Here is a 25383-nt window from a genome sequence, read left to right as displayed (position 1 = left end):
GACCGTCATGGCGACCACCACACACCACTCCCCCGGCCGCGCCCCCGCGAAGACCACCCCCGCCGCCCGCCGGCGACTGCTGCCGGGACTCGGCGGCGCGCGCGGACGCACCCTCAACTTCTGGCTGTTCGTCGGCCCGTTCCTGGCCGGGCTGATCGTCTTCGTCTACGTACCGATCGGCTGGAGCCTGTACCTGAGCCTGCACGAGGCGCGGGGCACCGTCACCCCGACCGAGTTCGTGGGCTTCGCCAACTACACCGACATGCTCGGCGACGGCGACTTCGTCGACAGCCTCGTCAACTTCACCGTCTTCGCCGCGATCATCGTCCCGCTCACCTACGCCCTGTCCCTCGCGCTGGCGCTGCTCGTCCACCGCATCCGCTTCATGCAGGCGTTCTTCCGCTCGGTCTTCTTCCTGCCCGTGGCGTGCAGTTACGTCGTCGCGTCCCTGGTGTGGAAGATCTCGATCTTCAGCGGGCTGCGCTACGGCGGGGCCAACACCGTGCTCGACCTGTTCGGCGTCGACTCCATCGCGTGGCTCGCCTCGCCCGACCCGCCCTGGTACTGGCTGGTGCTGTGCACCGCGCGGCTGTGGCTGCAGTGCGGCTTCTACATGATCCTCTTCCTTGCCGCGCTGCAGAACATCCCGCGCGAGCTGTACGAGGCGGCCGCCGTCGACGGCACCAAGCCGGGCTGGCAGACCTTCCGCCACATCACCCTGCCGCAGCTGCGGGCCACCTCGGTCGCCGTCGTACTGCTCCTGCTCATCAACGCCTACCAGGCCTTCGACGAGTTCTACAACATCCTCGACGAGGGCCGCGCGACCTGGGGCAGGCCGCCCCTGGTCGAGCTCTACAACACGGCGCTCGGCGCCAACCAGGACTACGGGCACGGCAGCGCGGGCGCGCTCATTCTCGCCCTGCTGATCGCCATGGTGACCCTGCTTCAGGGCAGGTGGCTCGGCTTCGGAAAGGGTGACGAGAAGTGACGGCGACCCTGCCCGGGCGCTCCCGGAAGCGGCGCACCGCGCGCGGCGTCATGAGCGGCACCGGGCTGTACGCGGCGCTGGGCGTCGCGACCGTGCTGTTCTTGATCCCCTTCTATCTGATCGTGCGCAACGCGCTGTCCACGGACGCGGACATCACCGGCGAGGAGTGGGCGTTCTTCCCGGGCGACATCCAGTGGGGCAATGTCAAGGAGCTGTTCGACGATCCGTCCGTGCCGTTCGCGCGGTCGCTGTGGAACTCGATGGTCGTGGCCGTGCTGCACACCCTGGGTACGCTGCTGGTGTGCTCGCTCGCCGGCTACGGGCTCGCCCGCATTCCGTACAAGCACGCCGACAAGGTCCTGTACGCGATCCTGTTCACCCTCATGGTCCCGGCCGCCGTGACCTTCGTGCCGAGCTATGTGCTCGTGTCGTCGCTCGGCTGGGTCTCGACCCTGCGCGGGCTGGTCATCCCCGGCCTGTTCAGCGGCTTCACGGCCTTCCTCTTCCGGCAGTACTTCCTCGGCTTCCCCAAGGAGCTGGAGGAGGCGGCCCGGGTGGACGGGCTCGGCTACTGGGGCGCGTACTGGCGGATCGTCGTCCCGAACTCGCTCAACTTCTTCGCCGCGATCTCCGTCATCACCTTCATCAGCGGCTGGAACGCCTTCCTGTGGCCCCTGGTCATCGGCCAGGACCAAGGCTCATGGACCGTTCAGGTCGCGCTGTCCTCCTACATGACGGCGCAGACGATCAACATCCACCTCATCTTCATGGCGACGGCCGTGTCGATCCTGCCGCTCGTGCTGGTCTTCCTGTTCCTCCAGCGGTGGCTCGTGCAAGGTGTCGCACAGACCGGTATCAAGGGCTGACCGAGGAGAGCCGATGAGCCCCACCTCCCATGACGCGCCACTCCCCTACTACGAGGACGTGTCGCCCGGCAGCGGCGAGCGGCTCCTGCCGCCCCGCGCCTGGTCGCCGGATTCCGACGCCGCGCGGCTGAGCCTGAACGGGCCCGACTGGGCCTTCCGGCTCTCCCCGACGGCCACCGCCGAGGACGAGTCCTTCGCCGACCCCGCGTACGACGCGTCCGGCTGGGACCGGCTCCCCGTGCCCGCGCACTGGGTGCTGCGCGGGCACGGCGCGCCGATCTACACCAACACGCTGTACCCCTTTCCGGTGGACCCGCCGCATGTCCCGACCGAGAACCCGACCGGTGACCACCGCCGCGTCTTCGACCTCCCGGAGAGCTGGCCGGACGGTGGGGAGGCGGTGCTGCGCTTCGAGGGTGTCGAGTCCTGCGCGCGGGTGTGGCTCAACGGGCGGGAGCTGGGCACGTTCAAGGGCAGCCGGCTGCCGCACGAGTTCGCGGTGGGAGCGGTGGGCGGGCTGCTGCGGCGGCGCGGCAACGTGCTGGCCGTGCGCGTCCACCAGTGGTCCTCCGGCAGCTATCTGGAGGACCAGGACCAGTGGTGGCTGCCCGGCGTCTTCCGCGACGTGACGCTGCTGCACCGCCCGGCCGGGGCGGTGGCGGACGTCTTCGTGCACGCCTCGTACGACCACGTGCGCGGGGAGGGCACACTGCGCGTGGACGCCGATCCGCACGGCCGGGTCACCGTTCCCGAGCTGGGCCTGGACCTGGCCACCGGCGAGAGCGCGACCGTCCCCGTCGAGCCGTGGACGGCGGAGACGCCGCGCCTGTACGAGGCGGAGCTGGGGACGGCGGGCGAGCGCGTGTCCTTGCGCGTCGGCTTCCGTACGGTCGCCGTCGAGGACGGCGTCTTCAAGGTCAACGGCGAACCGGTCCTCTTCCGGGGCGTCAACCGCCACGAGTTCCACCCGGAGACGGGGCGCGCGCTGGATCTCGCGACCATGCGCCGCGACCTGGTGCTGATGAAGCGGCACAACATCAACGCCGTCCGCACCGCCCACTATCCGCCGCACCCGGCGTTCCTCGACCTGTGCGACGAGCTGGGCCTGTGGGTCATCGACGAGTGCGACCTGGAGACCCACGGCTTCGTCGCCCTCGGCTGGCGCGGCAACCCGGCGGACGACGAGCGGTGGACCCCGGCCCTCCTGGACCGGGCGCGCCGGATGGTCGAGCGCGACAAGAACCACCCGTCCGTCGTGATGTGGTCCCTGGGCAACGAGTGCGGCACGGGCCGCGGCCTGACCGCCATGGCCGACTGGATCCGCGGGCGCGACCCGTCCCGCGTGATCCACTACGAGGGCGACATCTCCTGCAAGGACGCCGACGTCTATTCGCGCATGTACGCCTCGCACGAGGAGGTGGAGCTGATCGGGCGGCGTGCCGAGTCCCCGTGGGGCGACCCGGACCTGGACGCCAGGCGCCGCGCGCTCCCCTTCATCCAGTGCGAGTACGCGCACGCCATGGGAAACGGGCCCGGCGGGCTCGCCGACTACCAGCGGCTGTTCGAGCGCCACGAGCGCCTCCAGGGCGGCTTCGTGTGGGAGTGGATCGACCACGGCCTCGCCCGGCGCACCGCCGAGGGCGAGCTGCACTACGCGTACGGCGGGGACTTCGGCGAGGAGCTGCACGACGGCAACTTCGTCTGCGACGGCCTGCTGTTCCCCGACCGCACGCCCTCTCCGGGGCTGGTCGAGTACAAGAAGGTGATCGAGCCGGTCCGGATCGAGGGCGACGGCGCCGCGGGCACGCTCCGCGTCACCAACGCCTACGACTTCGCCGACCTGTCCCACCTGTCCTTCACCTGGGCTTACGAGGTCGAGGGGGAGACGGTCGGCTCCGGTGGCCTGTCCGTGCCGCCGCTGGCGCCCGGCGAGTCCGCCGACGTCAAGCTGCCCGCCCCGCCCGGCCCGGACGGGCACGGCGAGGCCCTGTGGACCGTACAGGCGGTGCTGGCCGCCGACACGGCGTGGGCGGATGCGGGCCACCGGGTGGCGTGGGCCCAGCTCCCGGCGGCGGGGCGCCCCCGGCCCCGTCGCGGCGCGGCTACCGCGGCACCGCGCCACGCGGCCGGCGTCATCCGCCTGGGCCCGGCGGCCTTCGACCCGGCGAGCGGCGCGCTGCTCGCCGTGGGCGCGGTCCCGGTGACCGGCGGCGCTCGGCTGGACGTGTGGCGCGCGCCGACGGACAACGACAACGGCGCCCCCTGGCAGCCGGACGACCCCCGCAACGGCCTGCGGTGGCGGCGGCTCGGGCTGCACCGGATGCGCCACCGCGTGGTGTCGCTGGAGACGTCCTCGGATACGGCTGCTGGGGTGACCGTCGTGACCAGGGTGGCCCCGGCCGCCGTGGACTTCGCCCTGCGTACGGTCTACCGCTGGACGGCGTCCGAGGAGCGGCTGCACCTGACCGTCTCGGTCACGCCGGAGGGCGACTGGCCGTGCCCGCTGCCCCGCCTCGGCATCCGGCTCGGCGTACCGGCGTCGTACGACCACGCCACCTGGTTCGGCGGCGGCCCCGGCGAGGCGTACCCCGACACCCGCGCCGCCTCCCGGGTCACGCGCTGGGAGATGGAGGTCGACGACCTCCAGACGCCGTATGTGCGGCCGCAGGAGAACGGGGCGCGGGCGGACGTCCGCTGGGCGCGGCTGAGTTCGGCGTCGGACGGACGCAGCCTGCGCGTCGAGGGCCGTCCGCACTTCTGGTTCACGGCGCGCCGCTGGACCAGCGAGCAGCTCGACGCCGCGGACCACACCACGGACCTCGTCCCGTCCGCCGACACGGTGTGGCTGAACCTCGACCACGGCCAGCACGGCATCGGCAGCGAGTCCTGCGGGCCGACCGTGCTGCCGCGGTACCGGCTGAACGTGGCGCCCGCGGAGTTCTCGTTCACCTTCGAGAGCGAGGAGACCGCCTGACGCGGGTGCCACGGTGCCCGCGGGCCGGCTTTCCCCCCGGACCCCGTCCGGGGGGAAAGCTGGAGGATCGACCACGCGTTCTCCTGTCTGAGGAACCGGAGAACCCTGCGGGACCCGGAGTGGCTAGGACGCCACCCCGCTCCCCGCGGTCCGTACCGCCTGCCGGGATCCGATCCGGTCGAGGAAACGCAGCAGCAGCGTGGTGAACTCGGCCGGCCGCTCCAGGTTGGGCATATGGGCCGCCCCCTCGATCACGGCCAGTTCCGCCCCCCGGATCAGCCGCCGCATGGTCTCGGCGTCCCGGAGCGGGGTGAACTCGTCGTCACGGCCGACCACCACCAGCGCGGGCACCGCGACCTGGGCGAGCACCGGGCGGTAGTCCGGCCGTGCCGCGCGGCCCCGCAGTGCCGCCGCTGCCCCCTCCGGCCGGGTGCCGCCCATCATCAGGCGCACATGCGTGGCGACATCCGGCAGCGCCTCGATGTTGTACGGCGCCACCATCTTGCCGAGCACCTCATCGGCGTACGGACCCATGCCCTCCCGCAGCAGCCGGTCCGCCATGGCGTGCCGCCACGCCCTGCCCTCCTCGGTCTCCGGCTCCGCGGAGGTGTCGGCGAGCAGCAGCCCGCGCACCCGGTCCGGATAGAGCCGCTGGAACTCCATCACGATCTGGCCGCCCATCGACAGGCCGCCGAGCACCACGCCGTCGATCCCCAGCTGGTCCAGCAGCCCGGCGAGGTCCGCCGCGAAGACGGAGAGCGGGGTGGTGCCCGGCACCACCGCGGAGCTTCCGTAGCCGCGCAGATCGGGGGCGATGACGCGGTGCCCGGCGCGGGCCGCCTCGGCGAGCTGGGGCCGCCACATGGACCGGTCGAAGGGGTGCCCGTGCACCAGCAGCAGAGGTGCCGCGCCGTCCCGGGGCCCCTCGTCGTCGTACCCGATCGAAATGCCGTTGACCAGCGCTGTATTCATCAGATCCCCGTTCTCCAGACCCTGTTGAGTGGATGCTAGGCGGGCCCGTCGGGTGAGTGCAATGATAACTTTGCCCTCGGTGCAATATGGGGCAATGCCCGAGAGGGGAGCGGACGATGGAGGACTACCGGCACGCGGCCGACGCGGTGGCCGAGGACATCGCGGCGGGGCGGCTGCGCCCCGGCGACCGGCTGCCCACCCAGCGGGCCTTCGCCCGCACCCATGGCATCGCCAACTCCACCGCGGGCCGCGTCTACCGCGAACTCGTCCGCCGCGGCCTGGTGGTGGGCGAGGTCGGCCGCGGCACGTTCGTCCGCGCCGAGCCCCCGGCCCCGGGCCCCGCCCTGGCCGAACCGGCCGTCCAGCACATCGACCTGGAACTCAACTACCCGGTGGTCGCGGGCCAGTCGGAGCTGCTGGCAGCCGGGCTGGCACCGCTGCTCCGCCCCGACCTGCTGGCGGCCGCGCTGCGCCCGGTCGCCGCGACCGGCACCCCCGCCGCCCGGGACGCCGTCGCCGCGCTGCTCACCCGGCCCGGCTGGGCACCCGACCCGAACCGGGTGCTGTTCGCCGGAAACGGCCGGCAGGCCATCGCCGCCGCCATCGCCGCCCTCGTCCCGCCCGGCGGGCGGCTCGCCGTCGAGGAACTGACCTACCCCGTGGTCAAGGCCGTCGCCGCCCGGCTGGGCATCACCCTGGTGCCGCTGGCCACCGACGCGGACGGGCTGCGGCCGGACGCCCTCGCCGCTGCCTGCCGGGTCGCCCGGACGCACGCCGTCTACCTCCAGCCGACCCTGCACAACCCGCTCGGCACGACCATGTCCGACCAACGCCGCGCCGAACTCGCCGACGCCCTGCGCCGACTGGGCCTGTACGCCATCGAGGACGCCGTCTGGGCGTTTCTCCGGGACGGGCCGCCGCCACTGGCCGACTACGCCCCGGACCGCACGGTCCTCGTCGACAGCTTCTCCAAGCGGCTGGCCCCCGGCCTCACCACCGGATTCACGGTGACCCCGGCACCGCTCACCGAGCAGATCGGGGCGGCGCTGCGCTCGGGGGGCTGGACGGCGACCCGCTTCGCGCTGGACGCCGTCACCCGCTGGATCGGGGACGGCACGGTGGCCCGTATCGTGCACGCCAAACGGGAAGACGCCGCGGCCCGGCAGCGCATCGCGGCCACTCGGCTGGCCGGTAGCACCCTGCGCGCCGACCCGGCCGCCTACAACTGCTGGTGGGAACTGCCGCCACCGTGGCGGGCCGAGACCTTCGTGGCCGCCGCCGCCTGGCGGGGCATCGCGGTCACGCCCGCCGCCGCGTTCGTGGTCGGCAGCGGGCGGGCCCCCGGCGCGGTGCGCATCGGCCTGGCCTCGCCCCCGCCGGATGTGCTGGGCGCCGCGCTGGACACCCTGGCCGCCCTGGCGCGCAGCACGCCCGAGGACGCCGACGCCCACTGAGAGCCACGGGTGAGATGCCGGCCCTGAGCCCGGCCGGGCGCCCGGCATCGGGCGTTGTCCGAGCCGGTCACGCGCCCCGTCGGACGGGTCCTCAAGCGGACAGGCCCTGATCCAGGCAGCCGTTGACACGGACCGCCTCCGGCGTCAGCCGGGCCCGGTGGGTCGGGCCGTCCGCCCAGCCGACCGTCACCTCGTACGCGCCATCGGCGGCCCGCCGCACCGCCACGTCCGCCAGAGCGTGGAGCGGCGCCGGGTCGCGCTCGCCGCTCAGCCGCGCGAGGCACACGAACAGGTCGCCGCTCTCGCCCCCGGCCACCATCTCGCCCGTCAGGACGGGAGCCACCGCCCGGGCCGCGAAGGCGGTGTCCGCGGCGGGCGCGGCGGGGCCCGCCGTGAGCCCGTGGACCGGCAGGAGTTCGGATCCGGGGCCGCCGGGGGCCACCGCCCAGCCCGTCTGGCGTACCGCCGTTCCCGGCGCCGCGCCCGTCACGAGGTGAACGCGGACTTCGGCGGCGCCGTGCGCCAGTACCAGGGCGGTGATCCGCAACGAGAGCGGCGGTACGGCCTTCGGCCGAAGGCGTACTACGGCTACACGCTGGACAAGGCCGCCGACGTGCCGTCGAAGGTGCGGTCCGGCGCCGGTCCCCGTGCGGGCATCGGCACGTCGGCGGGCGCGGCCGCGACCACCCTCACAGTGGCGAAGGACGGCTCCGGCCAGTTCACCACCGTGCAGGCCGCCGTCAACGCCGTACCGGCGGGCAACCCCTCACGGGTCGTCATCGCCATCAAGCCCGGTACCCATCGTGAGACGATCAAGATCCCCGCGAACAAGCCGCACGTCACGCTTCAGGGCACCGGCGCGAGCCGGAACGACACCGTCATCGTCTACGACAACGCGGCCGGCACGCCGAAGCCCGACGGCTCCGGCACCTACGGCAGCAGCGGCACCAGCGGCAGCGCCACCGTCGCCGCCGAGGCCGATGACTTCCAGGCCCGCAACCTCACCTTCTCCAACGACTTCGACGAGGCGAAGAACCAGCACCTCAACGGACTCCAGGCGGTCGCCCTGCGCACCGCGGCCGACAAGGTCTTCCTCGACGGAATCGCCGTCAACGGCGACCAGGACACCCTGCTGCTGGACACCGCCACCAAGGACAGGCTCGGCCGGGTCTACGTCAGGAACTCCTCCATCGCGGGGAACGTCGACTTCATCTTCGGCCGGGCGAGCGCCGTGATCGACCGATCGGCGATCACCCTCAAGAAACGATGGAACGGGTCCTCGGCCGGATACGTCGTCGCCCCCAGCACCGCCGCCGGCCGCAAGGGCTTCCTGATCGCCAACAGCACGGTGGGCGGTGACGTGTCCGGGTCCAGGTTCCATCTGGGCCGCAACTGGCACGCGGGCGGCGACGCGTCCCTCGACCCGATGGCCACGGTCCGCAACACGCAGCTGAGCAATGCGATCAAGTCCGCGCCCTGGACCGACATGGGCGGCTTCTCCTGGAAGGACGACCGCTTCGCCGAGTACCGGAACACCGGTCCCGGCTCCGGCACTGCGAGCGGCGACCGCCCGCAGCTGACGGACGACCAGGCCGCGGACCAGGAGATCCCGGACCGGCTGGGCGACTGGACCCCCACGGCCTCCTAGAGGACCGTCGCACCGTACGCCGCCGGGCCCCGGCGGCGGTCGGGCGGCACCCGGTGGCAGGCTGGTCCCGGCGCTGGCGTTGACACCGGCGTCAAGGTCTAGCGTCTCGGGTGGATCAGGGAGGAGCCGTCCATGCGGATCGGGGAACTGGCCGAGCGGGCCGGGGTCAGCACGCGGTCGCTGCGCTACTACGAGGCGCAGGGGCTGCTGCGGGCCCGGCGGGCCGCCAACGGCTACCGCGAGTACGGGGACGAGGACCTGCGGATGGTGCGGGAGATCCGCTCGCTGCTGGACCTCGGCTTCGGCCTTGAGGACACCCGGCCGTTCGTCGAGTGCCTGCGCGGCGGGCACGAGGCGGGCGACCGCTGCCCCGACTCGATCGCCGTCTACCGGCGCAAGCTCGCCGAGCTCGACGCGTGCATCGCGCGACTCGGCGAGGTGCGCGAGCGGGTCGCGGCGCAGCTGGAGCTGGCCGTCGAGTCCCGGGCGGCCGAGCCGCGCTGCGCGTTCTCCCCCTGACCTCGGCATGGATCCCGGCCTGGCTTCCGGCATCCGGACCTGACCTTCCGGCCCGGATCCCGACCTGACCGATCCCGACCTGACCGCCCGAAAGCAGAGGACATCACCTGTGACCACCACAGAGCCCGCCGTCGTCACCGTGACCGACGACACCTTCGAGCAGCTGGTGCTGCGCAGCCCACGGCCCGTTCTCGTGGAGTTCTGGGCGCCCTGGTGCGGCCCGTGCCGGCAGCTCGCGCCGGTCCTCGACGAGATCGCCCGCGAGGAGGCGGACCGCCTGACCGTGGCCAAGCTCAACACCGACGAGAACCCGGCCACGATGGTCGCCCGCAACGTCCTCGCCGCGCCCACCTTGCAGGTCTACCGCGACGGCGAGCTGGTCAAGGAGCTGGTCGGCGCGCGGCCGAAGCGGCGGCTGCTGCAGGAGCTGGAGGACGTCCTGCCGCACGTCGTCGAGCCCGGTCGAGGGCGCGTGGCGCCCGCGGCATCGCTGGACTGACGCACATCGCTGGACTGCCGTACGGGGAACGGGCGTTGTCAGTGGTGGGTGGCACCATCACTGCCATGACGGACACCACCACGGACACGCCCCTCGACTGGCGGCCCTTCCTGGCCCGGTGGAGCGAGGAATGGGCGGACGCATGCGACCCCGGCGAACAGCTCGACGAGGGGGACGAGGAGGCCCGGCGCAGCCGCTGGCTGGGCTTCCCGCCCGCGTCCGGCGCGCGGATAGCCGCGATGGAGGAACGGCTCGGCCACCGACTGCCGCCGTCGTACCGGACGTTCCTCGAGGTCAGCGACGGGTGGCGGCATGCGGGCGGCTTCGTATGGCTGCTCGCCGGCACCGAGGCGGCCCGCTGGCACGAGGACGAGTCCGGGCTCGGCGAGATGTTCCAGGAGGACCTGGACGAGGACTCCCTGCCGGACGAGGTCCTGGAGGCCGGCGTGTGGGCCCGTGCGCTGCAGTTGGACGTGGAGTCGGACGCCGTGTACGTGCTGCTCGATCCCGGGGACGTGGGCGACGACGGTGAGTGGGCCGTGTATTGCTACAAGAGCTGGGCGGCCATGCCGCCGGAACGGTACGCGTCTTTCCGGGAGTTCATGACGGAGATGTACCAGGAGTTCCACATGCTGCGCGCGGACCGCGCAGAGAGGGAGGCGGAGAGGGAGTTCGCCAACGACACGACGCGGGAGCTGGACGCGGCCGTCGAGGACGCGCGGCGGGACGCGCTGCGCGGTGAGTACGAGCGGGCCGAGACGGCCTTCGCGGAGGCGGCGGGCTACGGGCGGCCCCGGGCGCGGGCGCTGCGCGACCAGATCCGGCGGCTGCGAGGCCACACCGACATGGTGGACCTCGACGAACTCGCCGCGGATCCGGTGTACGCCCCCGAGGTGCTGCCCGTACTGGCGGTGGAGCATGTGGCCAGCCGGCATGACGTGGCCATGTGGTCGTTTCATGTGCGGGGCGCCTCCGACGAGGTGCGCGAGGCTGCGGACGGGATACTCCGGCAGGTACGGGAGGGGAGCTACCGCTACAGCGCGGCAGGCCCGTTCGGCCTGGCTGTGGACAGGGCGCGGGAGCAGGCGCGCTGGGGTGGGGCCGACGCGGCGTGGCGGACCCTGCTCGGCGCGCTGCCGCAGTGGCGGCCGCTGGGCCCCGACCACCTCGCGCCGCTCGGCCTGCTGGCCGACCCCGTCCTCGGCCCGCTGCTCACGCCGGAGCGGGGGCTGGAGCTGCTGGCCACCGCCAGGGGCGGGGAGGCGGGCGGCCCTCCGGGCCCCACGGCGGACCTCGACCCCGGCGGCCTGGCATGGCTGGCGGAGGCGGATCCGGACCGGTCCCGGGAGGCGTACCGCTTCATCCTGGTGGAGGGCGTGGACCCGGCCGAGCTGCCCGCTCGTATCGGCGCGGACGAGCACGGGGTGCTGCACGAGCCGATGACCTCGTGGGAGGCGCGCTGGAGGCTGCGCGACGGCCAGGAGAGCTCGTCGTACGACGACAAGGCCCTGGCCTCCGTCGGGCGCGCCGGTCCCGGCTGGAGCTTCGCCTTCGAGTCATCGCCGAGCCCCTTCGATGAGCGGCGGTTCACCTCCCCCGCCGTCGCCGCCTCCCACGGCACCCGCGCGGTCGTGGTCTGGAGTGCTCCCGCCGAGCCGCACGTGTCCCCTGGGCTCTTCCATCTCTCCGTCGCGGAGAACGGCGAGGAGGCTTTCGCGTTCACGGTTCAGGGCACGACGATCCGGCGGAGCGGGACGATACCGGCGGCGCTGGACCCTGACCGCCTCTTCGCGCGAGCGGCAGAGGAGACCGCGGACGAGGACGCCGGACGGCTGGGCGAGCAGCGCGCTCTGGAGGCGATCGCCGCCGAGTTCGGGGTGTCGCTCCCGCGCTTCGCCCTGGACCACGGCCGTCTTCACACGTTCACGACCCGGTCATGGACCCGGCCGCCGGGACCGGGAGAGGGATACATGGTCGTCCGCTTGGGGTGGCAGGAGGCGGACGAGGCCTCCGCTGAGCAGTGACGGCCGCACCACACGCTCCCGTCGGCCCGTCAGCCCGATGGGCCGATGGGCCGGTTGGCCAGCTCGTCCCAATTAATCATAAGATCCGTATAACCGATGATCCGCTTTCCGGGTGAAAGGGGCGCCCGGTGCGGCGGTGGCTGCCGGTGGGACGGCACGCGAATCACTACGGTCTGGCAGATGACCGACATGAGGGCTTGCGTGGCGGGAGCGGCAGTTCACCTGGCGGAGCGCTGGATCGACATCGCCGAGCGGGAAGCGCAGATCGCCGCGGCCAGCGCTCCGTTCGTCCCTCCCGCAGGACTGGTGCACCGGCTGACCGGTGTGGAAGGAGTGCATCTGGTCGCACCGGACCAGCAGGCGTCGGATCTCGCCGTGGCCGCGGCACGCAAGGCTTTGGCCGAGGACGGCGCGTCCGTCCGGGACATCGACCTGATGATCTTCGCAGCGGGCAGTCAGGACATGGCGGAGCCCGCGACCGGCCATATCGTGGCGGCCAAACTCGGTCTCACCTGCCCGGCGTTCGATGTGAAGAACGCCTGCAACAGCGTGCTGAACGGCATGGAGGTCGCCGCCGCGCTCATCGCCGCGGGCCGCTACCGCACGGTGCTGATCACGTGTGGCGAGGCGCCGTCCCTGACCGCCCGGTTACGGGTGAGCGACAACGCGACCTTCTTCCGTTCGTTCGCCTCCTACGGGTTCTCCGACGCGGGCGCCGCCGTGCTGCTCAGGGCGGGGGCGAACACCTCCCCCTCGGCTCCAGGGGTGCTCGGCAGCCGGTTCGCCGCCGACTCCGCCGCCTGGGACTCGGCGACCTTCCGCTTCGGCGGCACCGTCGCCCGCGACCCCGCCGGGGAGCGGGCGTACTTCGAGATGGACGGCTCCCGGCTCCGTAAGAGCATCGACGGGCTCGGCTGGGGATCCCTGCGGCCACTTCTGGACGAACTCGGCCTGGAATGGACCGACTTCGCCTTTGTCGGAGTGCACCAGGTCGCGGTCGCGGACGTGGAGCGGTACCCCGAGGACCCGGGCATTCCCGCCGACCGGCTGATCCTCACCCTGCCCCGGCACGGCAACGTCGCCTCGGCCTCGCTGCCGCTCCAGCTGGTACGGGCGATCGAGACCGGCAAGGCCCGGCCCGGCGACCTCATCGCGCTCGTCGGCCTGGCTGCGGGCACCAGCACGGGCCTGATGGTGATCCGGCTGTGAGCAGCACGGCCTGCCCGTACGCCGCCCACCCCGCGCCAGGCCGCTCGGGGTGGGCGGCCAGCCGGCTCCTGCCCTGCAGCAGCGAGCCGCGGGCGTTCCCCTTCTACCGCAGTCTGCACAGCCGGGGACCGATCAGGCTGGCCCCGACGCCCGCCGGGTTCTCCGGTTGGCTGGTCCTCCGACACGATGTGGCCCGGCAGTGGCTGAACGACCGGCGCCTGGTCAACGACGCCCGATCCGTGCTGCCTTCGCACCACGGCATGCCGCACCTGCGCTATGCCACCGACTTCCTCACCGTCCTGCCCAGCCCGCTCAGCCGCGACCACACCGAGCACCGCCGGCTTCGCGCGATCTTCACCCAGCAGCTGCACAAGGCGGCCGTGCGGCGCCGCGCGCCGCTCGTCCACCGCACCGTCGCCGAGGCGCTGGACGCGCTGGCACGGCACCGCGAGGCGGACCTGGTGACGGACTACATCCTGCCCATCGCCACCAACGTGGCCGGTGATCTCATCGGCATCCCGCCGCGGCGCCGGGCGGACGCCGCCGGCCTGGTGCGCGTACTCAGCAGCACCGCGCACCCGCAGGCGCCGCACATGCTCGACGCGGCCGCACGCCTGTCCGCCCACATCCGCGCGGCGCTGACGGAGGCGGAGCGCGATCCGGCGGACAACATCGCCACCTCGGCGCTGCGGGCGTACCGGTCCGGCGCCGTCTCCAGCCGTCAGGACCTGGTGGGCATGCTCATCAGCGCCATGTTCGCCGCGCTGGACTCCAACATCGCCTCCGCCTCCTCCGGCAGCCTGCACCTGCTGCGCGATCCGCAGGCCAGGCAGCGGCTCGTCGGGGACGCGGCCGGGCGCCACCGGGTGCTGGAAGAGGTACTGCGCCTGTCGGCCCCGTTCTCCGGGAGCAACTACCGGTTCGCCACCGAACCGCTGCGTATCGCCGGATGCGAGGTCGCGCGCGGCGACGTGGTCGTCTTCTCCTTCAAGGCGGCGAACCTCGACCCCCGCACATGGCCGAACCCCGAACAGCTGGACCCCGCACGCGACGCCCCGGCGGGCCATCTGACGTTCGGCCACGGGCCCCACTACTGCGCGGGGGCCACCCTGGGGCGACTGGTCCTCGACACCACCCTCACCCAGTTGTTCCGCCGCTTGCCCGACCTGCGGTTGGCGGCCGACGGCTCCACCCTCCCGTACCGCGTCGCCGTCGCCCGCCACCCCGAATCCCTGCCCGTCCTCACGGGAACCCGCCGACCGGGGCGCCGGGGAGCATCCGGCGTGTAGCGAGGCAAGGGAGCGGGCAGTGATCCAGCCCCCGATGACACGAAAGGCACATTCATGGACGCCATCGCCGCCAAGGCGCATATCTTCACCATGCTGGATGTGGATGGTGACGGTGTCATCTCCCGGCAGGAGTACCTCGCCCGCCCCGAACGCGCGGCAGCGGCGCTTGGACGCGAGGGAGGTGACCCCCTCGTCTCCGCTGCTCGCACAGCTCACGAACGCGTATACGCGTCGATGGACGCGAACGGCGACGGCAAGGTGACCTTCGCGGAGTACGCGACATGGGCGGGCGCCGAGACCTTCGACGACGTCTGCAGGCACGCGCTGGGGTCGTTGTTCGACCTCGCCGACACCGACGCGGACGGCACCCTGGGCCGCGCGGAGTTCACCCGGCTGCGTGCGGTACTGGGCAACCCGACCGAGAACGCCGAGAAGGCGTTCGACGCGCTGGATACCGACGGTGACGGACACATCGACCGCGACGAGTACCTGGCGTCCATCCGCGCCTACGTCACCGACGGCGCTTCGCCCATGGCGGAAGCCCTGCACAACGGCACCAGCCGCTCAGTCCGACGTCCAGACGACGGCGTCAGCTTCTGAGCACCTCGGCGCGGGCGGTGGCGGCGTCGGGGGCCGCGAGGGCTCGGGTCGCCAGGGCTCGGCAGTCGTCGAGGGTGCGGGCCGCCAGGGCGGCCCGCACCTCGCCCAGGCAACTCGGCGCGGCCGAGAGGCTGGTGACACCGAGGCCGACGAGGACCGGGGCCAGCGCGGGGTCGGCCGCGGCCTCGCCGCACACGCCGACCGGGCGTCCGTGCGCCTCGCCGGCCGCGGCCGCCATGCGCACCAGGTCGAGCAGGGCGGGCTGCCAGGGGTCCAGCAGCGCGGCCAGGCTGCCCAGGGTCCGGTCGGCGGCGAAGGCGTACTGGGCCAGGTCATTGGTGCCGACGCTGAGGAAGTCGCAGCTCTGCGCCAGCGACCCCGCGCGCAGCGCCGCCGCGGGGACCTCCACCATGGCGCCGGCGACCCGGAGTCCGTGGGCGCGCACCAGCGCCGAGAAGTCGGCGGCCTCGCCCGGCACCGAGACCATGGGGGCCATCACCCACACCTCGGCCGTACTGCCCTCGGCCGCCTCGGCGATGGCGGCCAGCTGGGTCCGCAGCAGCTCCGGGTCGCGGGTGGCGGTGCGCAGGCCGCGTACGCCGAGGGCCGGATTCTGCTCGTCGGCCGCGGTGGCGAACGGCAGTGGCTTGTCCGCGCCGGCGTCCAGGGTGCGTACGACGACGCGGCGGCCCGCGAAGGCGGTGAACACCTCCCGGTAGGCGGCGGTCTGCTCTTCCAGGGAGGGGGCCTGGGCGCGGTCGAGGTAGAGGAACTCGGTGCGGAACAGGCCCACGCCCTCGCTGTCGGCCGCCGCCGCGGTCGGCAGTTCGTGCAGCGCGCCCAGGTTGACCAGCAGCTTCACCGGATGGCCGTCCGCCGTGCGGCCGGGCCCGCGCACCTGGGCCGCCCGCCGGCGGCGCCGGTCCTCGCGTGCGGCGGCCTCGGCGACGGTCTGGGGCAGCGGGTCGGCCTCGACGGTGCCGGCGGCGCCGTCGACGAGCACCGACTGCCCGTCGGCGAGTGTGCCGGCGCCCGTGCAGCCGACCACGGCGGGCAGGCCGAGGATCTTGGCCAGGATCGCGGTGTGGCTGGTGGGGCCGCCCCGCCGGGTGACCAGGGCGAGGACCTGGGCCGGGTCGAGCAGCGCGGTGTCGGCGGGGGCGAGGTCGTCGGCGACCAGGACGTAGGGGTGCCCCGGGGCGGGCAGGCCCGGCATGGGCAGACCCAGGAGCCGGGCCACCGAGCGGTCCCGCAGGTCGTCCAGGTCGGCGACCCGTTCGGCGAAGTAGCCACCCGCCGCTTCGAGCCCGGCCCGGAACTCACCGAAGGCCGCGGCGAGTGCGTGCGCGCCGTCGGTGCCGTCCAGGACCAAGGCCTCGGCCCGGTCCGCCAGCGCCGGGTCGGTGGCCATGAGGGCCTGCGCGGACAGCACCTCGGCCGCGGCGTCGGATGCGGCGGCCGCGCGCCGCTCCAAGTCGGCGGCGACCTGCCGCAGCGCCTCGCGGACCGCGGCGGCCTCGGCCGGTGCGTCCGCCGCGCCGACGGCGCGCGGCGCGGGCAGGGCGGGCGGTGGCGCCATACGGGCGACGGGGCCGGCGGCGCTGCCGCCGCCGATCCCGATGCCGGTCATCACAGCCGCCACCGCTACTCCTTGGCGTCGAGGTCGGTGGCGAGCAGGGCGGCCAGCTCCGCGATCGCCGCTTCGGCGCCGTCGCCTTCGGCGGCAAGCACCACGTCGTCGCCGTGCTGGGCGCCCAGGGCCAGTACGGAGAGCAGGCTCCGGGCGTCGACCGGGTCCCGGCCGTCACGCGCGACGGTCACCTTGACCGGCTGGCGTGCGGCTGCCTGGACGAACAGCGAGGCCGGACGGGCGTGCAGCCCGCTGCGGGAGCCTACGGTCACGGTGCGCTGGGGCATGGGATCTCTCCTAGGGGTGGATGGGGCCTGGGAACGGTGGCCGAATGGATGAGGAGTTGGGGCGGTGGGGGCTGAGTGGATGAGGAGCTGGGACGCCGGCCGGGTGGGTGAAAGAGCTGGGACGGTGGCTGAGGGCCGGGGCGGGGCCCGGCCCCGCGGGGTTCGGTGGCGTCCGCGGGGCCGGGCGGTCGGGGCCGGCCTCCTCAGGCCGCGGCCGGTGCCTTGGCGGCCGTGTCCGTCGCCGTCACCGTGGCGGCGGCCGGTTCCCCGGCCCCGGCCGTGCCGCGCATGCCCTTGAGGACGATGACGAGTCCGGCGGTGACGGCCGTACCGGCGGCGATCGCGACCAGGTAGAGCAGTGGCTGTCCGATCAGCGGCACCACGAACATGCCCCCGTGCGGGGCCCGCAGGGTGCAGCCGAAGGTCATCGACAGGGCGCCGGTGACCGCGCCGCCCGCCATGGCGGAGGGGATCACCCGCAGCGGGTCGGCCGCCGCGAAGGGGATGGCGCCCTCGCTGATGAAGGAGGCACCGAGGACCCAGGCGGCCTTGCCGTTCTCCCGCTCGGCCTGGGTGAACAGCCTGCCGCGCACGGTCGTCGCGAGCGCCATGGCCAGCGGCGGGACCATGCCCGCAGCCATCACCGCGGCCATGATCTTCAGGCTGTTGTCGGTCGCGTCGGTCAGGCCGCCGACGGCGAAGGCGTACGCCACCTTGTTGACCGGGCCGCCGAGGTCGAAGCACATCATCAGGCCGAGGACGATGCCGAGGAGGGCCGCGTTGGCGCCGGAGAGCCCGTTCAGCCAGTCGGTCAGGGCGGACTGCGCGGAGGCGATCGGCTTGCCGACGACGACGAACATCAGGAAGCCGACGACCGCGGAGGAGATCAGCGGGATCACCACCACGGGCATGATGCCGCGCAGGACGGGGGGTACGTCGACGCGCTGGATCGCCATCACCACGGCGCCCGCCAGCAGACCGGCGACGAGGCCGCCGAGGAAGCCCGCCTCGATGGTGACCGCGATCGCGCCGCCGACGATGCCGGGGACGAGGCCGGGGCGGTCGGCCATGCCATAGGCGATGTATCCGGCGAGGATCGGGACCAGGAAGCCGAACGCGGCGGCGCCGATCTGGAAGAGCAGCGCGGCCCAGCTGGAGTGGTCGGTCCAGATGAAGTGCTCGGCGACCGAAGGGGCCTTGTTGATCTTGTAGCCGCCGATGGCGAAGGCCAGGGCGATGAGCAGGCCGCCCGCGGCGACGAACGGCACCATGTAGCTGACACCCGTCATCAGCCACTTGCGCAGCCGGGTGCCGAAGTGCTCGCCGGGTTCACCCGCGGCGTCCATGGGGGCCGGGGCCGCGGCGGGGGCGGTCGCCTCTCCCCCCGAGCGCGCGGCCTTCTCCCGTACCTCGGCGATGAGTTCGGCCGGGCGGTTGATGGCGGCCTTCACCCCGACGTCGACGGTGGGCTTCCCAGCGAACCGGTCCTTCTCCCGTACCTGGACGTCGTGCGCGAGGATCACGCCGTCGGCGGCGGCGATCACGGCAGGGTCGAGTCTGCTGAACCCGGCCGAGCCCTGGGTCTCGACGACCAGCTCGACGCCCTCGGCCTCGGCGGCCTTCCGGAGGGATTCCGCGGCCATGTAGGTGTGGGCGATACCGGTGGGACAGGAGGTCACGGCGACGAGCCGCAGCGGGCCGCTCGCCGGAGACCCGCTGGAGGCCGCTGCCTCGGTGCCGCGCGGCTCGGCGACCGGCTCGGGTCCCGCCGCCCCCGCAGGCGGCGGGGTCGGCTGCTCGCCGCGGATGAGGGCGGCGGCCGCGGCCGTGTCCCGCTCCGCGCGCAGGGCGCTGGTGAAATCGGCGTCCATCAACCGCCGGGCCAGGCTGGAGAGGATCGTCAGGTGAGCGTCGTCGGCCCCGGCCGGGGCGGCTATCAGGAAGATCAGGTCGGCGGGGCCGTCCGGCGCGCCGAAGTCGATGCCCCGGCCGCTGCGGCCGAAGGCCAGCGTGGGGGCGGTGACGTGCTCGCTGCGGCAGTGGGGGATGCCGATGCCGCCGTCCAGACCGGTCGGCATCTGGGCCTCGCGGGCCGCCACGTCGGCCAGGAAGCCGTCGATGTCGGTGACGCGGCCCGCGGCGGCCATGCGCTCGGCGAGCGAGCGGGCGGCCGCTTCCTTCGTCTCGGCGGACAGGTCGAGATCGACCAGCTCCTTGGTGATCAACTCACTCATTGCACGGATCCTTGCTCGCGGACCGCCCCGCAACAGGCGGCCTGGGGGGAGTGGGACTCAAGGCGTGGGGGGCGGGGCTGTGGGTCGGGGGCGGGGACGGGGGCTGTGCTGGCGGCCATGGGGACGGGGGCGTGGGGGCTGAGGCGGTTTCAGGAGGGCGGAGCGGCCCGCGAGGCCGGGGCAGTACGACGGGCGACGCCGCGGGTGGTCACAGCGCCGGCTCCGTCAACGCGCGGTCCACGGGGATGTCCGCGGTCGTGGTGACGGCGGACAGGTCGAGATCGGCGGGGGTCGGCATGGCGCTGCCCGGCAGCTGGACCGCCGCCGCGCCGTGGGCGACGGCAGCGGCGAGCGCCGCCGGTCCGGTGCCGCCCGCGGCCAGGAAGCCGGCCAGCGACGCGTCTCCCGCGCCGACGTTGCTGCGGACCGCGGCGACGCGCGCGCTGCCGAAGTGCGTGCCCGTGCCGTCGACGAGCAGCTGGCCGTCCCCGCCGAGGCTGGCGAGGACGGCCTGGGCGCCGCGCTCGCGCAGTTCCTCCGCCGCCTTGACCGCGTCGCCGACGGTGGTCAGCGGGCGGCCGACGGCCTCGGCGAGTTCCTCGGCGTTCGGCTTGACCACGTCGGGCCGCTCGGCCAGCGCGGCGGTCAGTGCCGCGCCCGAGGTGTCGAGGGCGATCCGGGCTCCGGCCCGGTGGACACGGGCGACCAGCTCGGCGTACCACTGGGGCGGCAGCCCGCGCGGCAGGCTGCCGCAGCAGGCGATCCAGTCCGCGGCGGCCGAGTGGGACCGCGCGGTCTCCAGCAGGGTCTCCGACTCCCCCGCCGCGATCTCGGGTCCGGCCGCGTTGACCTTGGTGAGGGTGCCGTCGGGCTCGACGAGGGTGACGTTGACGCGCGTGCTGCCGGCGATCTGGACCCCGGCCGCCTCGATGCCCAGCTCGCCGAGGAGGCGGGCGAGCAGGGCGCCCTCCGGTCCGCCCAGGGGCACGACGGCGACCGTGCGGTGCCCTGCAGCGGCGACCGCGCGGGAGACGTTGACGCCCTTGCCGCCGGGGTCGACCCGGTCCGCCGTGGACCGCAGCACGGCGCCGCGGTCCAGCCCGGGCAGCTCGTAGGTGCGGTCCAGGCTCGGGTTCGGGGTGATGGTGAGGATCATGCGCGTACTACTTCCGTGCCCTGCCGCTCGATGGCGAGGGCGTCGTCGGGGCTGAGCCCGGTGTCCGTGATGAGCAGGTCCACCTCGGAGAGGTCGCCGAAGCGGGCGAAGTGCTCCTTGCCGAACTTCCTGGAGTCGGCGAGGAGCACGACCCGGCGGGCGGCCGCGATCATGGCGCGCTTGACGGCGGCCTCGGCCAGGTCGGGCGTGGTCAGGCCGCCGTCGGTCGAGAAGCCGTTGGTGGCGAGGAAGACGACGTCCGCGTTGATCTCGCCGTAGGCGCGCAGCGCCCAGGCGTCGACCGCCGCGCGGGTGCGGTGCCGCACCCGGCCGCCGACGAGGTGGAGTGTGGTGCCGGGGTGGTCGGCGAGCCGGGCCGCGACGGGCAGGGCGTGGGTGACGACCGTGAGGGCGGACTCCACGGGGATCGCGGCGGCGAGGCGGACGGCGGTGGTGCCCGCGTCGAGGATCACGCTGCCGTCGGCCGGCAGTTCGGCGAGCGCGGCCTGCGCGATGCGGTCCTTCTCCTCGGCGGCGACGGCGTCGCGTTCGGCGAGGTCGGGCTCGAAGTCGAGGCGGCCCGCGGGGATGGCGCCGCCGTGGACGCGGCGCACCAGCCCGGCGCGGTCGAGGGCCTTCAGATCGCGCCGTACGGTCTCGGCGGTGACCTGGAACTCCTCCGCGAGGGACAGCACATCGACCCGGCCGCTCTCCCGGGCCAGACGCAGGATCTCCTGCTGGCGCTCCGCTGCGTACATGTGGGTTTACGTCCATTCAATGCCCGAAGCTGTGGTTCTGGCGTCAGATTACGCAGATGATGCAGGGAAGTAAACACACTCGGGCAAAGAAACAGACGCAATCAGAAACAAGGGCCGGAGGTCGTGGGCGCACGGACAGCGCCGCCCCGGCACCGGGGGTCCGGTGCCGGGGCGGCGTGGGCGGTGATCGCGAGTTGTGTGTGTCAGCCCGCGAAGGGCCGGCCGGGCAGGCCCCGGCCGGCGTCCGGCAGCACCAGGAGCGACCCGGAGAGGGGGTGCGGGCGGTCCAGGCCGGTGCGGGCCGTGGTGATGTAGAGGTCCCGCAGGCCGGGGCCGCCGAAGGCGCACGCGGTGGGGCGACGCACCGGCAGCTCGACGGTGCGGTCCAGGCGTCCGTCCGGGGTGTAGCGGCGGATCGCGGCGCCGTCCCAGAGGGCCACCCAGACGCAGCCGTCGGCGTCGACGGTGAGTCCGTCGGGGAACCCGGCGCCTTCCTCGATCTCCGCGAACGGCCGCCTGTTCACGGCGTATACGCACTCATCCTGGGCGCTGTCGAAGACGTCGATACGGCGGGTGGGGCTGTCGACGTAGTACATGAGCCGGCCGTCGGGGCTCCAGCCCGTGCCGTTGCTGACGGCGACCTCGCCGAGCTGCTCGGTGGCGGTGCCGTCCGGGGCGATCCGGGTCAGGCTGCCGCCACCCGGCCGCTCGTCGTACGCCATGGTGCCCACCCACAGCGACCCGTCCGGGGCCACGGCGGCGTCGTTGCCGCGGCGGCCCGGCACCGGGTTCCGCACCAGCCAGGAGAAGGACGCCCCCTCCGGTCCGTACAGGCCGACGCCGTCCCGAAGGTTGACCACCAGGCCGCCTCCGCGCCGCGGCTTCGCCGCGCCGACGTGCTGCTCCGTGGCCATGACCGTGCGGCGGCCGTTCCCGGGGGCGTAGGTGTGGACGCGCGAGCCGAGGATGTCGACCCAGATCAGCCGGGCGGTCGCCGCGTCCCAGGTGGGGCCCTCGCCGAGCGCGGCCGTCTCCCGCACCGCGACGTCGTACGCCGTCGTCCGCGCCTGCCCCATCGCCGCCCGCCGTGACGTCATCGTCCGCCCCGGTGGCCGAGGCGGACCGAGAGGTCGCCCGCGCCCTTGGCGGCCAGTTCGGCCAGTTCCCGCTCGCGCCCCTCGCTCCAGCGGATCATCGGTACGGAGATGGACAGGGCCGCGACGACACGGCCCGCACTGTCCCGTACCGGCGCGGCCACGCAGCTCACGTCCGGATTGGACTCGCGGTGCTCGGCCGCGACGCCCGCTTCCCGGACCTCGGCGAGCGCGGCGAGCAACTCGCCCGGGTCGGTGATGCTGTTGGGGGTCATCGCGGTGAACTCACGCCCCGCCATGCGGGCTTCGAGCTCCGTCAGCGGCAGCGAGGCGAGGAGCATCTTGCCGACCGAGGTGCAGTGGGCGGGGAGCCTGCGGCCCGCCGCCGAGACCATCCGCACGGCATGAGTGGAGTCCACCTTGGCGATGTATATGACGTCGGTGTCCTCCAGGATGGCCACGTGGACGGTCTCGTCGCAGGTCTCGGCGACCTCGCGGGCCACCTGCTGCCCCTCGGCGGCCAGGTCCAGCTGTTCGGCGTAGCGGCTGCCGAGCTGGTAGGTGCGCACGCCCAGCCGGTAGCGCCCCGGCTGCTCCGGGATCGGCACCAGGTAGGAGCGGGCGGCGAGGGTGGTGAGCAGCTCGTGCACGGTGGTGCGCGGCAGTTGGAGTTTGCGGGTGATCTCGGGCGCGGAGTACGTCCCGTCCCCTTCCAGGAACAGTTCGAGTATGTCCAGCGCCCTGGTCACCGCCGGCACCAGTCGCCCCATGGTCGGCCTCCCGCCCACACGTCCGAAACTTCGATCAATGATCGGTATGACGAACACAGAGTAGGGGGCGTGCGGTTCGCGGCGCAATGGCGGTACCCGGAAGGCCGACCCGTCCACACCCATTGACACCCCCCAGCGAACGTGAATACGGTCACGCCAACATTTCGAACGCGTGACGAAATATCGAACAAGTCAAGGGACAACTGTCGTGCGCATTACGGGAATCAGCACGCATGTGGTCGGGACACCCTGGCGCAACCTCACCTATGTCCAGGTGCACACCGACGAGGGCCTCACCGGCGTCGGCGAGACACGCATGCTCGGCCACACAGACGCACTCGTGGGGTACCTCCGTGAGGCGGAGGCGAACCACATCGCCGGTTCCGATCCGTTCGCGGTCGAGGATCTGGTGCGCCGTATGAAGTACGGGGACTACGGGCGGGCCGGCGAGATCGTGATGTCGGGCATCGCCTGTGTGGAGATGGCCTGCTGGGACATCAAGGGCAAGGCGCTGGGCGTTCCGGTCTGGCAGCTCCTCGGCGGCAAGGTCACCGACCGGGTCAAGGCGTACGCGAACGGCTGGTACACCACCGAGCGCACCCCGGAGTCGTACCACAAGGCGGCCCAGGAGGTCGTGGCGCGCGGCTACCGGGCGCTGAAGATCGACCCGTTCGGCACCGGCCACTTCGAACTCGACCACGAGCAGACCCTGTACGCGGTGTCGCTGATCGAGGCGGTACGGGACGCCATCGGCCCCGAGGCCGAGCTGATGCTGGAGATGCACGGGCGGTTCAGCCCGTCCACGGCGGTGCGGCTGGCGCGCGAACTGGCCCCCTACCGGCCCGCCTGGCTGGAGGAGCCGGTGCCGCCGGAGAACCTCAAGGCGCTGGCGAAGGTCGCGGAGAAGGTGGACCTGCCGATCGCCACCGGCGAACGCATCCACGACCGGATCGAGTTCCGGGAGCTGTTCGAGTCGCAGGCCGCGGACATCATCCAGCCCGACCTCGGGCACATCGGCGGCATCCTGGAGACCCGCAAGCTGGCCGCGACCGCCGAGACCCACTACATGCTCGTGGCCCCGCACAACGTCGGCGGCCCGGTGCTGACCGCGGCCTCGCTCCAGCTCGCCGCCTGCACCCCGAACTTCAAGATCCTGGAGCACTTCAACGACTTCGCTGACGCGGAGATCGAGAAGGTGGTGCGGGGCGCGCCGCGGGTGGACCCGGAGACCGGCTGCTTCGAGGTGTCGCACGCGCCGGGCCTCGGGGTCGAACTCGACGTGGACGCCGCGGCCGAGTTCCCGCAGCAGCGGGCGCGGTTCGACCTGTGGGCCGAGGGATGGGAGCGGCGGACGCCCGAGGGGACCGGGGAATGACCGGCTCCTCGGAAACGACCGGGGCCTCGCGCGCCATCGTCATCGACCGGCCCGGTGCCTACCGGCTGGTGCTCGGGCCGCGGCCCGAGCCCGGCCCGGGCGAGGTGCTGGTGCGGGTCGGGGCGGCCGGGGTCTGCATGAGCGACCGCGAGGTCTACGACGGCCACCGCGACGCGGCCTATGTGCGCTATCCGGTGACGCCCGGTCATGAGTGGTCTGGGACCGTGGTGGCGGTGGGCGAGGGCGTGGACCCCGCGCTCGCCGGGCGGAAGACCGTCGCGGAGGGGTTCCGGGCGTGCGGCGTGTGCGAGCGCTGCCGGTGCGGCGAGACGAGCCTGTGCGGCGGTGGATACGCCGAGACGGGCTTCACCGAGCCGGGCGCGTTCGCCGACCATCTGACGGTGCCCGCCCGGCTGCTGCATCCGCTGCGCGACGACGCCGACCTGCGAGCCGCCGCCCTCCTGGAGCCGGCGGCGGTGATCGCCGCCGCGGTACGGGCCGGCCGCCCCCGGCCCGGTGAGCGGATCGCGGTGGTGGGCGCGGGCACCCTCGGACTGCTCGCGGTGCAGCTGCTGGCCGCCTCCTCCCCCGCCGAGCTGACGGTGATCGACCCACGGGCGGCGCGCGGCGAGCAGGCGCTGGCCTTCGGCGCCGGCCAGAGCCTGTCGCCCGCGGACGCGGAGGCGCTGGACGGCCGCTTCGACCTGGTGGTGGAGACCGCGGGCGCGCCGTCGACGGCCGCGTCCTCGTGCCTGCTGGCGCGCCGGGGCGGCCGGGTGGTGCTCACCGGGATGTTCACCCCCGGCGCCACCGGCATCGACCCGGTGCACCTCAGCTTGAGCCAGCTGGAGATCCGCAGCGTCTTCGGAGCCCCGTCGTCGGCCTGGTCGGACGCGGTACGGGCGTTCGGCCTGGGGCTGCTCGACCCGGCGCCGCTGATCACCCACGAGTTTCCGCTGGAGCGGTTCGGGGACGCCATCGCGCTGGTCGGCGGCGGCGACCCGAAGACCGGGAAGGTGCTGCTGCGCCCCTGACAT

General features: G+C 73.3%; 21 protein-coding genes and 1 pseudogene. 13 read left to right on the top strand and 9 right to left on the bottom strand.

Annotated elements, in window-relative coordinates; all coding sequences use genetic code 11:
• The first annotated feature begins 7 nt into the window (after positions 1–7).
• Genes ACQUSR_RS32630 through ACQUSR_RS32620 form a run of 3 tightly spaced genes read left to right on the top strand, consistent with a single transcriptional unit; the run spans position 8 to position 4828 of the window.
• Positions 8–988 carry a carbohydrate ABC transporter permease gene (locus ACQUSR_RS32630; protein ID WP_431046850.1) on the top strand — a complete coding sequence of 327 codons (981 nt, stop codon included), beginning with the start codon at positions 8–10 and terminating at the stop codon, positions 986–988.
• 50 nt (positions 989–1038) lie between these two features.
• The gene (locus tag ACQUSR_RS32625) at positions 1039–1854 is read left to right on the top strand and encodes a carbohydrate ABC transporter permease (protein ID WP_431047982.1); all 816 of its coding nucleotides are present in this window, start codon (positions 1039–1041) and stop codon (positions 1852–1854) included.
• 13 nt (positions 1855–1867) lie between these two features.
• Positions 1868–4828 carry a glycoside hydrolase family 2 TIM barrel-domain containing protein gene (locus ACQUSR_RS32620; protein ID WP_431046848.1) on the top strand — a complete coding sequence of 987 codons (2961 nt, stop codon included), beginning with the start codon at positions 1868–1870 and terminating at the stop codon, positions 4826–4828.
• 123 nt (positions 4829–4951) lie between these two features.
• On the opposite strand, the gene ACQUSR_RS32615 is transcribed toward ACQUSR_RS32620, so the two are convergent.
• Positions 4952–5800 (bottom strand): alpha/beta fold hydrolase, encoded by an 849-nt coding sequence (locus ACQUSR_RS32615; RefSeq protein ID WP_431046846.1) that lies wholly within the window; start codon positions 5798–5800, stop codon positions 4952–4954.
• Positions 5801–5916: 116 nt separating this feature from the next.
• Here ACQUSR_RS32615 and ACQUSR_RS32610 point away from each other — a divergent pair, with 116 nt between their 5' ends.
• The gene (locus ACQUSR_RS32610) at positions 5917–7254 is read left to right on the top strand and encodes a PLP-dependent aminotransferase family protein (protein ID WP_431046844.1); all 1338 of its coding nucleotides are present in this window, start codon (positions 5917–5919) and stop codon (positions 7252–7254) included.
• Between the two features lie 91 nt (positions 7255–7345).
• On the opposite strand, the gene ACQUSR_RS32605 is transcribed toward ACQUSR_RS32610, so the two are convergent.
• Entirely contained in the window at positions 7346–7801 is a 456-nt protein-coding gene (locus tag ACQUSR_RS32605; RefSeq protein ID WP_431046842.1) for a hypothetical protein, read from the bottom strand.
• On the opposite strand from ACQUSR_RS32605, the pseudogene ACQUSR_RS32600 reads away from it, so the two are divergent.
• The 7 genes and pseudogenes from ACQUSR_RS32600 to ACQUSR_RS32570 all read left to right on the top strand — a co-directional run.
• Positions 7797–8902: pseudogene (locus ACQUSR_RS32600) on the top strand (pectinesterase family protein); the annotation flags it as partial. The gene ACQUSR_RS32605 and the pseudogene ACQUSR_RS32600 sit on opposite strands and share 5 nt — an antisense overlap.
• Before the next feature lie 132 nt (positions 8903–9034).
• Complete coding sequence (locus tag ACQUSR_RS32595) at positions 9035–9421, top strand: MerR family transcriptional regulator (protein ID WP_431046840.1); 387 nt, start codon at positions 9035–9037, stop codon at positions 9419–9421.
• A 109-nt stretch (positions 9422–9530) separates the two neighbouring features.
• On the top strand, positions 9531–9920 hold the full coding sequence (trxA, locus tag ACQUSR_RS32590; RefSeq protein ID WP_431046838.1) for a thioredoxin: 390 nt from the start codon (positions 9531–9533) through the stop codon (positions 9918–9920).
• A gap of 65 nt (positions 9921–9985) precedes the next feature.
• Positions 9986–11944 (top strand): SMI1/KNR4 family protein, encoded by a 1959-nt coding sequence (locus ACQUSR_RS32585; RefSeq protein ID WP_431046836.1) that lies wholly within the window; start codon positions 9986–9988, stop codon positions 11942–11944.
• 180 nt (positions 11945–12124) lie between these two features.
• Positions 12125–13153 (top strand): 3-oxoacyl-ACP synthase III family protein, encoded by a 1029-nt coding sequence (locus ACQUSR_RS32580; RefSeq protein WP_431046834.1) that lies wholly within the window; start codon positions 12125–12127, stop codon positions 13151–13153.
• Positions 13150–14442, top strand: a complete 1293-nt coding sequence (locus ACQUSR_RS32575) for a cytochrome P450 (protein ID WP_431046832.1) — start codon at positions 13150–13152, stop codon at positions 14440–14442. The genes ACQUSR_RS32580 and ACQUSR_RS32575 overlap by 4 nt, the downstream gene beginning before the upstream one ends.
• A gap of 54 nt (positions 14443–14496) precedes the next feature.
• The gene (locus tag ACQUSR_RS32570; RefSeq protein ID WP_431046830.1) at positions 14497–15042 is read left to right on the top strand and encodes an EF-hand domain-containing protein; all 546 of its coding nucleotides are present in this window, start codon (positions 14497–14499) and stop codon (positions 15040–15042) included.
• On the opposite strand, the gene ptsP is transcribed toward ACQUSR_RS32570, so the two are convergent.
• The 7 genes from ptsP to ACQUSR_RS32535 form a co-directional block, all read right to left on the bottom strand.
• Positions 15032–16684 carry a phosphoenolpyruvate--protein phosphotransferase gene (gene ptsP, locus ACQUSR_RS32565; RefSeq protein ID WP_431046828.1) on the bottom strand — a complete coding sequence of 551 codons (1653 nt, stop codon included), beginning with the start codon at positions 16682–16684 and terminating at the stop codon, positions 15032–15034. The two genes, ACQUSR_RS32570 and ptsP, sit on opposite strands and share 11 nt — an antisense overlap.
• 2 nt (positions 16685–16686) lie before the next feature.
• The gene (locus ACQUSR_RS32560) at positions 16687–16959 is read right to left on the bottom strand and encodes an HPr family phosphocarrier protein (protein ID WP_431046826.1); all 273 of its coding nucleotides are present in this window, start codon (positions 16957–16959) and stop codon (positions 16687–16689) included.
• 203 nt (positions 16960–17162) lie between these two features.
• The gene (locus ACQUSR_RS32555; RefSeq protein ID WP_431046825.1) at positions 17163–19193 is read right to left on the bottom strand and encodes a PTS fructose transporter subunit IIABC; all 2031 of its coding nucleotides are present in this window, start codon (positions 19191–19193) and stop codon (positions 17163–17165) included.
• Positions 19194–19401: 208 nt separating this feature from the next.
• Positions 19402–20349, bottom strand: coding sequence for a 1-phosphofructokinase (gene pfkB / locus ACQUSR_RS32550; RefSeq protein WP_431046823.1), 948 nt, complete (start codon positions 20347–20349; stop codon positions 19402–19404).
• Complete coding sequence (locus ACQUSR_RS32545; protein ID WP_431046821.1) at positions 20346–21107, bottom strand: DeoR/GlpR family DNA-binding transcription regulator; 762 nt, start codon at positions 21105–21107, stop codon at positions 20346–20348. Before ACQUSR_RS32545 ends, pfkB begins: the two co-directional genes overlap by 4 nt.
• A gap of 203 nt (positions 21108–21310) precedes the next feature.
• On the bottom strand, positions 21311–22204 hold the full coding sequence (locus tag ACQUSR_RS32540; RefSeq protein WP_431046819.1) for an SMP-30/gluconolactonase/LRE family protein: 894 nt from the start codon (positions 22202–22204) through the stop codon (positions 21311–21313).
• Positions 22201–22971 (bottom strand): IclR family transcriptional regulator, encoded by a 771-nt coding sequence (locus ACQUSR_RS32535; RefSeq protein WP_431046817.1) that lies wholly within the window; start codon positions 22969–22971, stop codon positions 22201–22203. The genes ACQUSR_RS32540 and ACQUSR_RS32535 overlap by 4 nt, the downstream gene beginning before the upstream one ends.
• A gap of 208 nt (positions 22972–23179) precedes the next feature.
• Between ACQUSR_RS32535 and ACQUSR_RS32530 the strand changes: the two genes are divergently transcribed.
• Together ACQUSR_RS32530 and ACQUSR_RS32525 are read left to right on the top strand one after the other, a co-directional pair.
• A complete protein-coding gene (locus tag ACQUSR_RS32530) occupies positions 23180–24346 on the top strand; it encodes a mandelate racemase/muconate lactonizing enzyme family protein (RefSeq protein ID WP_431046815.1) in 1167 nt (388 codons plus the stop codon).
• Entirely contained in the window at positions 24343–25380 is a 1038-nt protein-coding gene (locus ACQUSR_RS32525; protein WP_431046813.1) for a zinc-dependent alcohol dehydrogenase, read from the top strand. The genes ACQUSR_RS32530 and ACQUSR_RS32525 overlap by 4 nt, the downstream gene beginning before the upstream one ends.
• Positions 25381–25383: the final 3 nt, after the last annotated feature.

The organism is Streptomyces sp. P1-3, assembly GCF_050613155.1.
Taxonomy (GTDB): domain Bacteria; phylum Actinomycetota; class Actinomycetes; order Streptomycetales; family Streptomycetaceae; genus Streptomyces.
The sequence above is the reverse complement of the archived record's forward strand: the minus strand, read 5'-3'. Positions and strand labels throughout refer to the sequence as shown.

Bases quoted from the DNA above. Each gene is read 5' to 3' on its own strand.
- ACQUSR_RS32630 (WP_431046850.1), top strand. From the start codon at position 8: ATGGCGACCACCACACACCACTCCCCCGGCCGCGCCCCCGCGAAGACC.
- ACQUSR_RS32625 (WP_431047982.1), top strand. From the start codon at position 1,039: ATGAGCGGCACCGGGCTGTACGCGGCGCTGGGCGTCGCGACCGTGCTG.
- ACQUSR_RS32620 (WP_431046848.1), top strand. From the start codon at position 1,868: ATGAGCCCCACCTCCCATGACGCGCCACTCCCCTACTACGAGGACGTG.
- ACQUSR_RS32615 (WP_431046846.1), bottom strand. From the start codon at position 5,800: ATGAATACAGCGCTGGTCAACGGCATTTCGATCGGGTACGACGACGAG.
- ACQUSR_RS32610 (WP_431046844.1), top strand. From the start codon at position 5,917: ATGGAGGACTACCGGCACGCGGCCGACGCGGTGGCCGAGGACATCGCG.
- ACQUSR_RS32595 (WP_431046840.1), top strand. From the start codon at position 9,035: ATGCGGATCGGGGAACTGGCCGAGCGGGCCGGGGTCAGCACGCGGTCG.
- ACQUSR_RS32585 (WP_431046836.1), top strand. From the start codon at position 9,986: ATGACGGACACCACCACGGACACGCCCCTCGACTGGCGGCCCTTCCTG.
- ACQUSR_RS32580 (WP_431046834.1), top strand. From the start codon at position 12,125: ATGACCGACATGAGGGCTTGCGTGGCGGGAGCGGCAGTTCACCTGGCG.
- ACQUSR_RS32570 (WP_431046830.1), top strand. From the start codon at position 14,497: ATGGACGCCATCGCCGCCAAGGCGCATATCTTCACCATGCTGGATGTG.
- ACQUSR_RS32560 (WP_431046826.1), bottom strand. From the start codon at position 16,959: ATGCCCCAGCGCACCGTGACCGTAGGCTCCCGCAGCGGGCTGCACGCC.
- ACQUSR_RS32555 (WP_431046825.1), bottom strand. From the start codon at position 19,193: ATGAGTGAGTTGATCACCAAGGAGCTGGTCGATCTCGACCTGTCCGCC.
- pfkB (WP_431046823.1), bottom strand. From the start codon at position 20,349: ATGATCCTCACCATCACCCCGAACCCGAGCCTGGACCGCACCTACGAG.
- ACQUSR_RS32545 (WP_431046821.1), bottom strand. From the start codon at position 21,107: ATGTACGCAGCGGAGCGCCAGCAGGAGATCCTGCGTCTGGCCCGGGAG.
- ACQUSR_RS32540 (WP_431046819.1), bottom strand. From the start codon at position 22,204: ATGACGTCACGGCGGGCGGCGATGGGGCAGGCGCGGACGACGGCGTAC.
- ACQUSR_RS32535 (WP_431046817.1), bottom strand. From the start codon at position 22,971: ATGGGGCGACTGGTGCCGGCGGTGACCAGGGCGCTGGACATACTCGAA.
- ACQUSR_RS32525 (WP_431046813.1), top strand. From the start codon at position 24,343: ATGACCGGCTCCTCGGAAACGACCGGGGCCTCGCGCGCCATCGTCATC.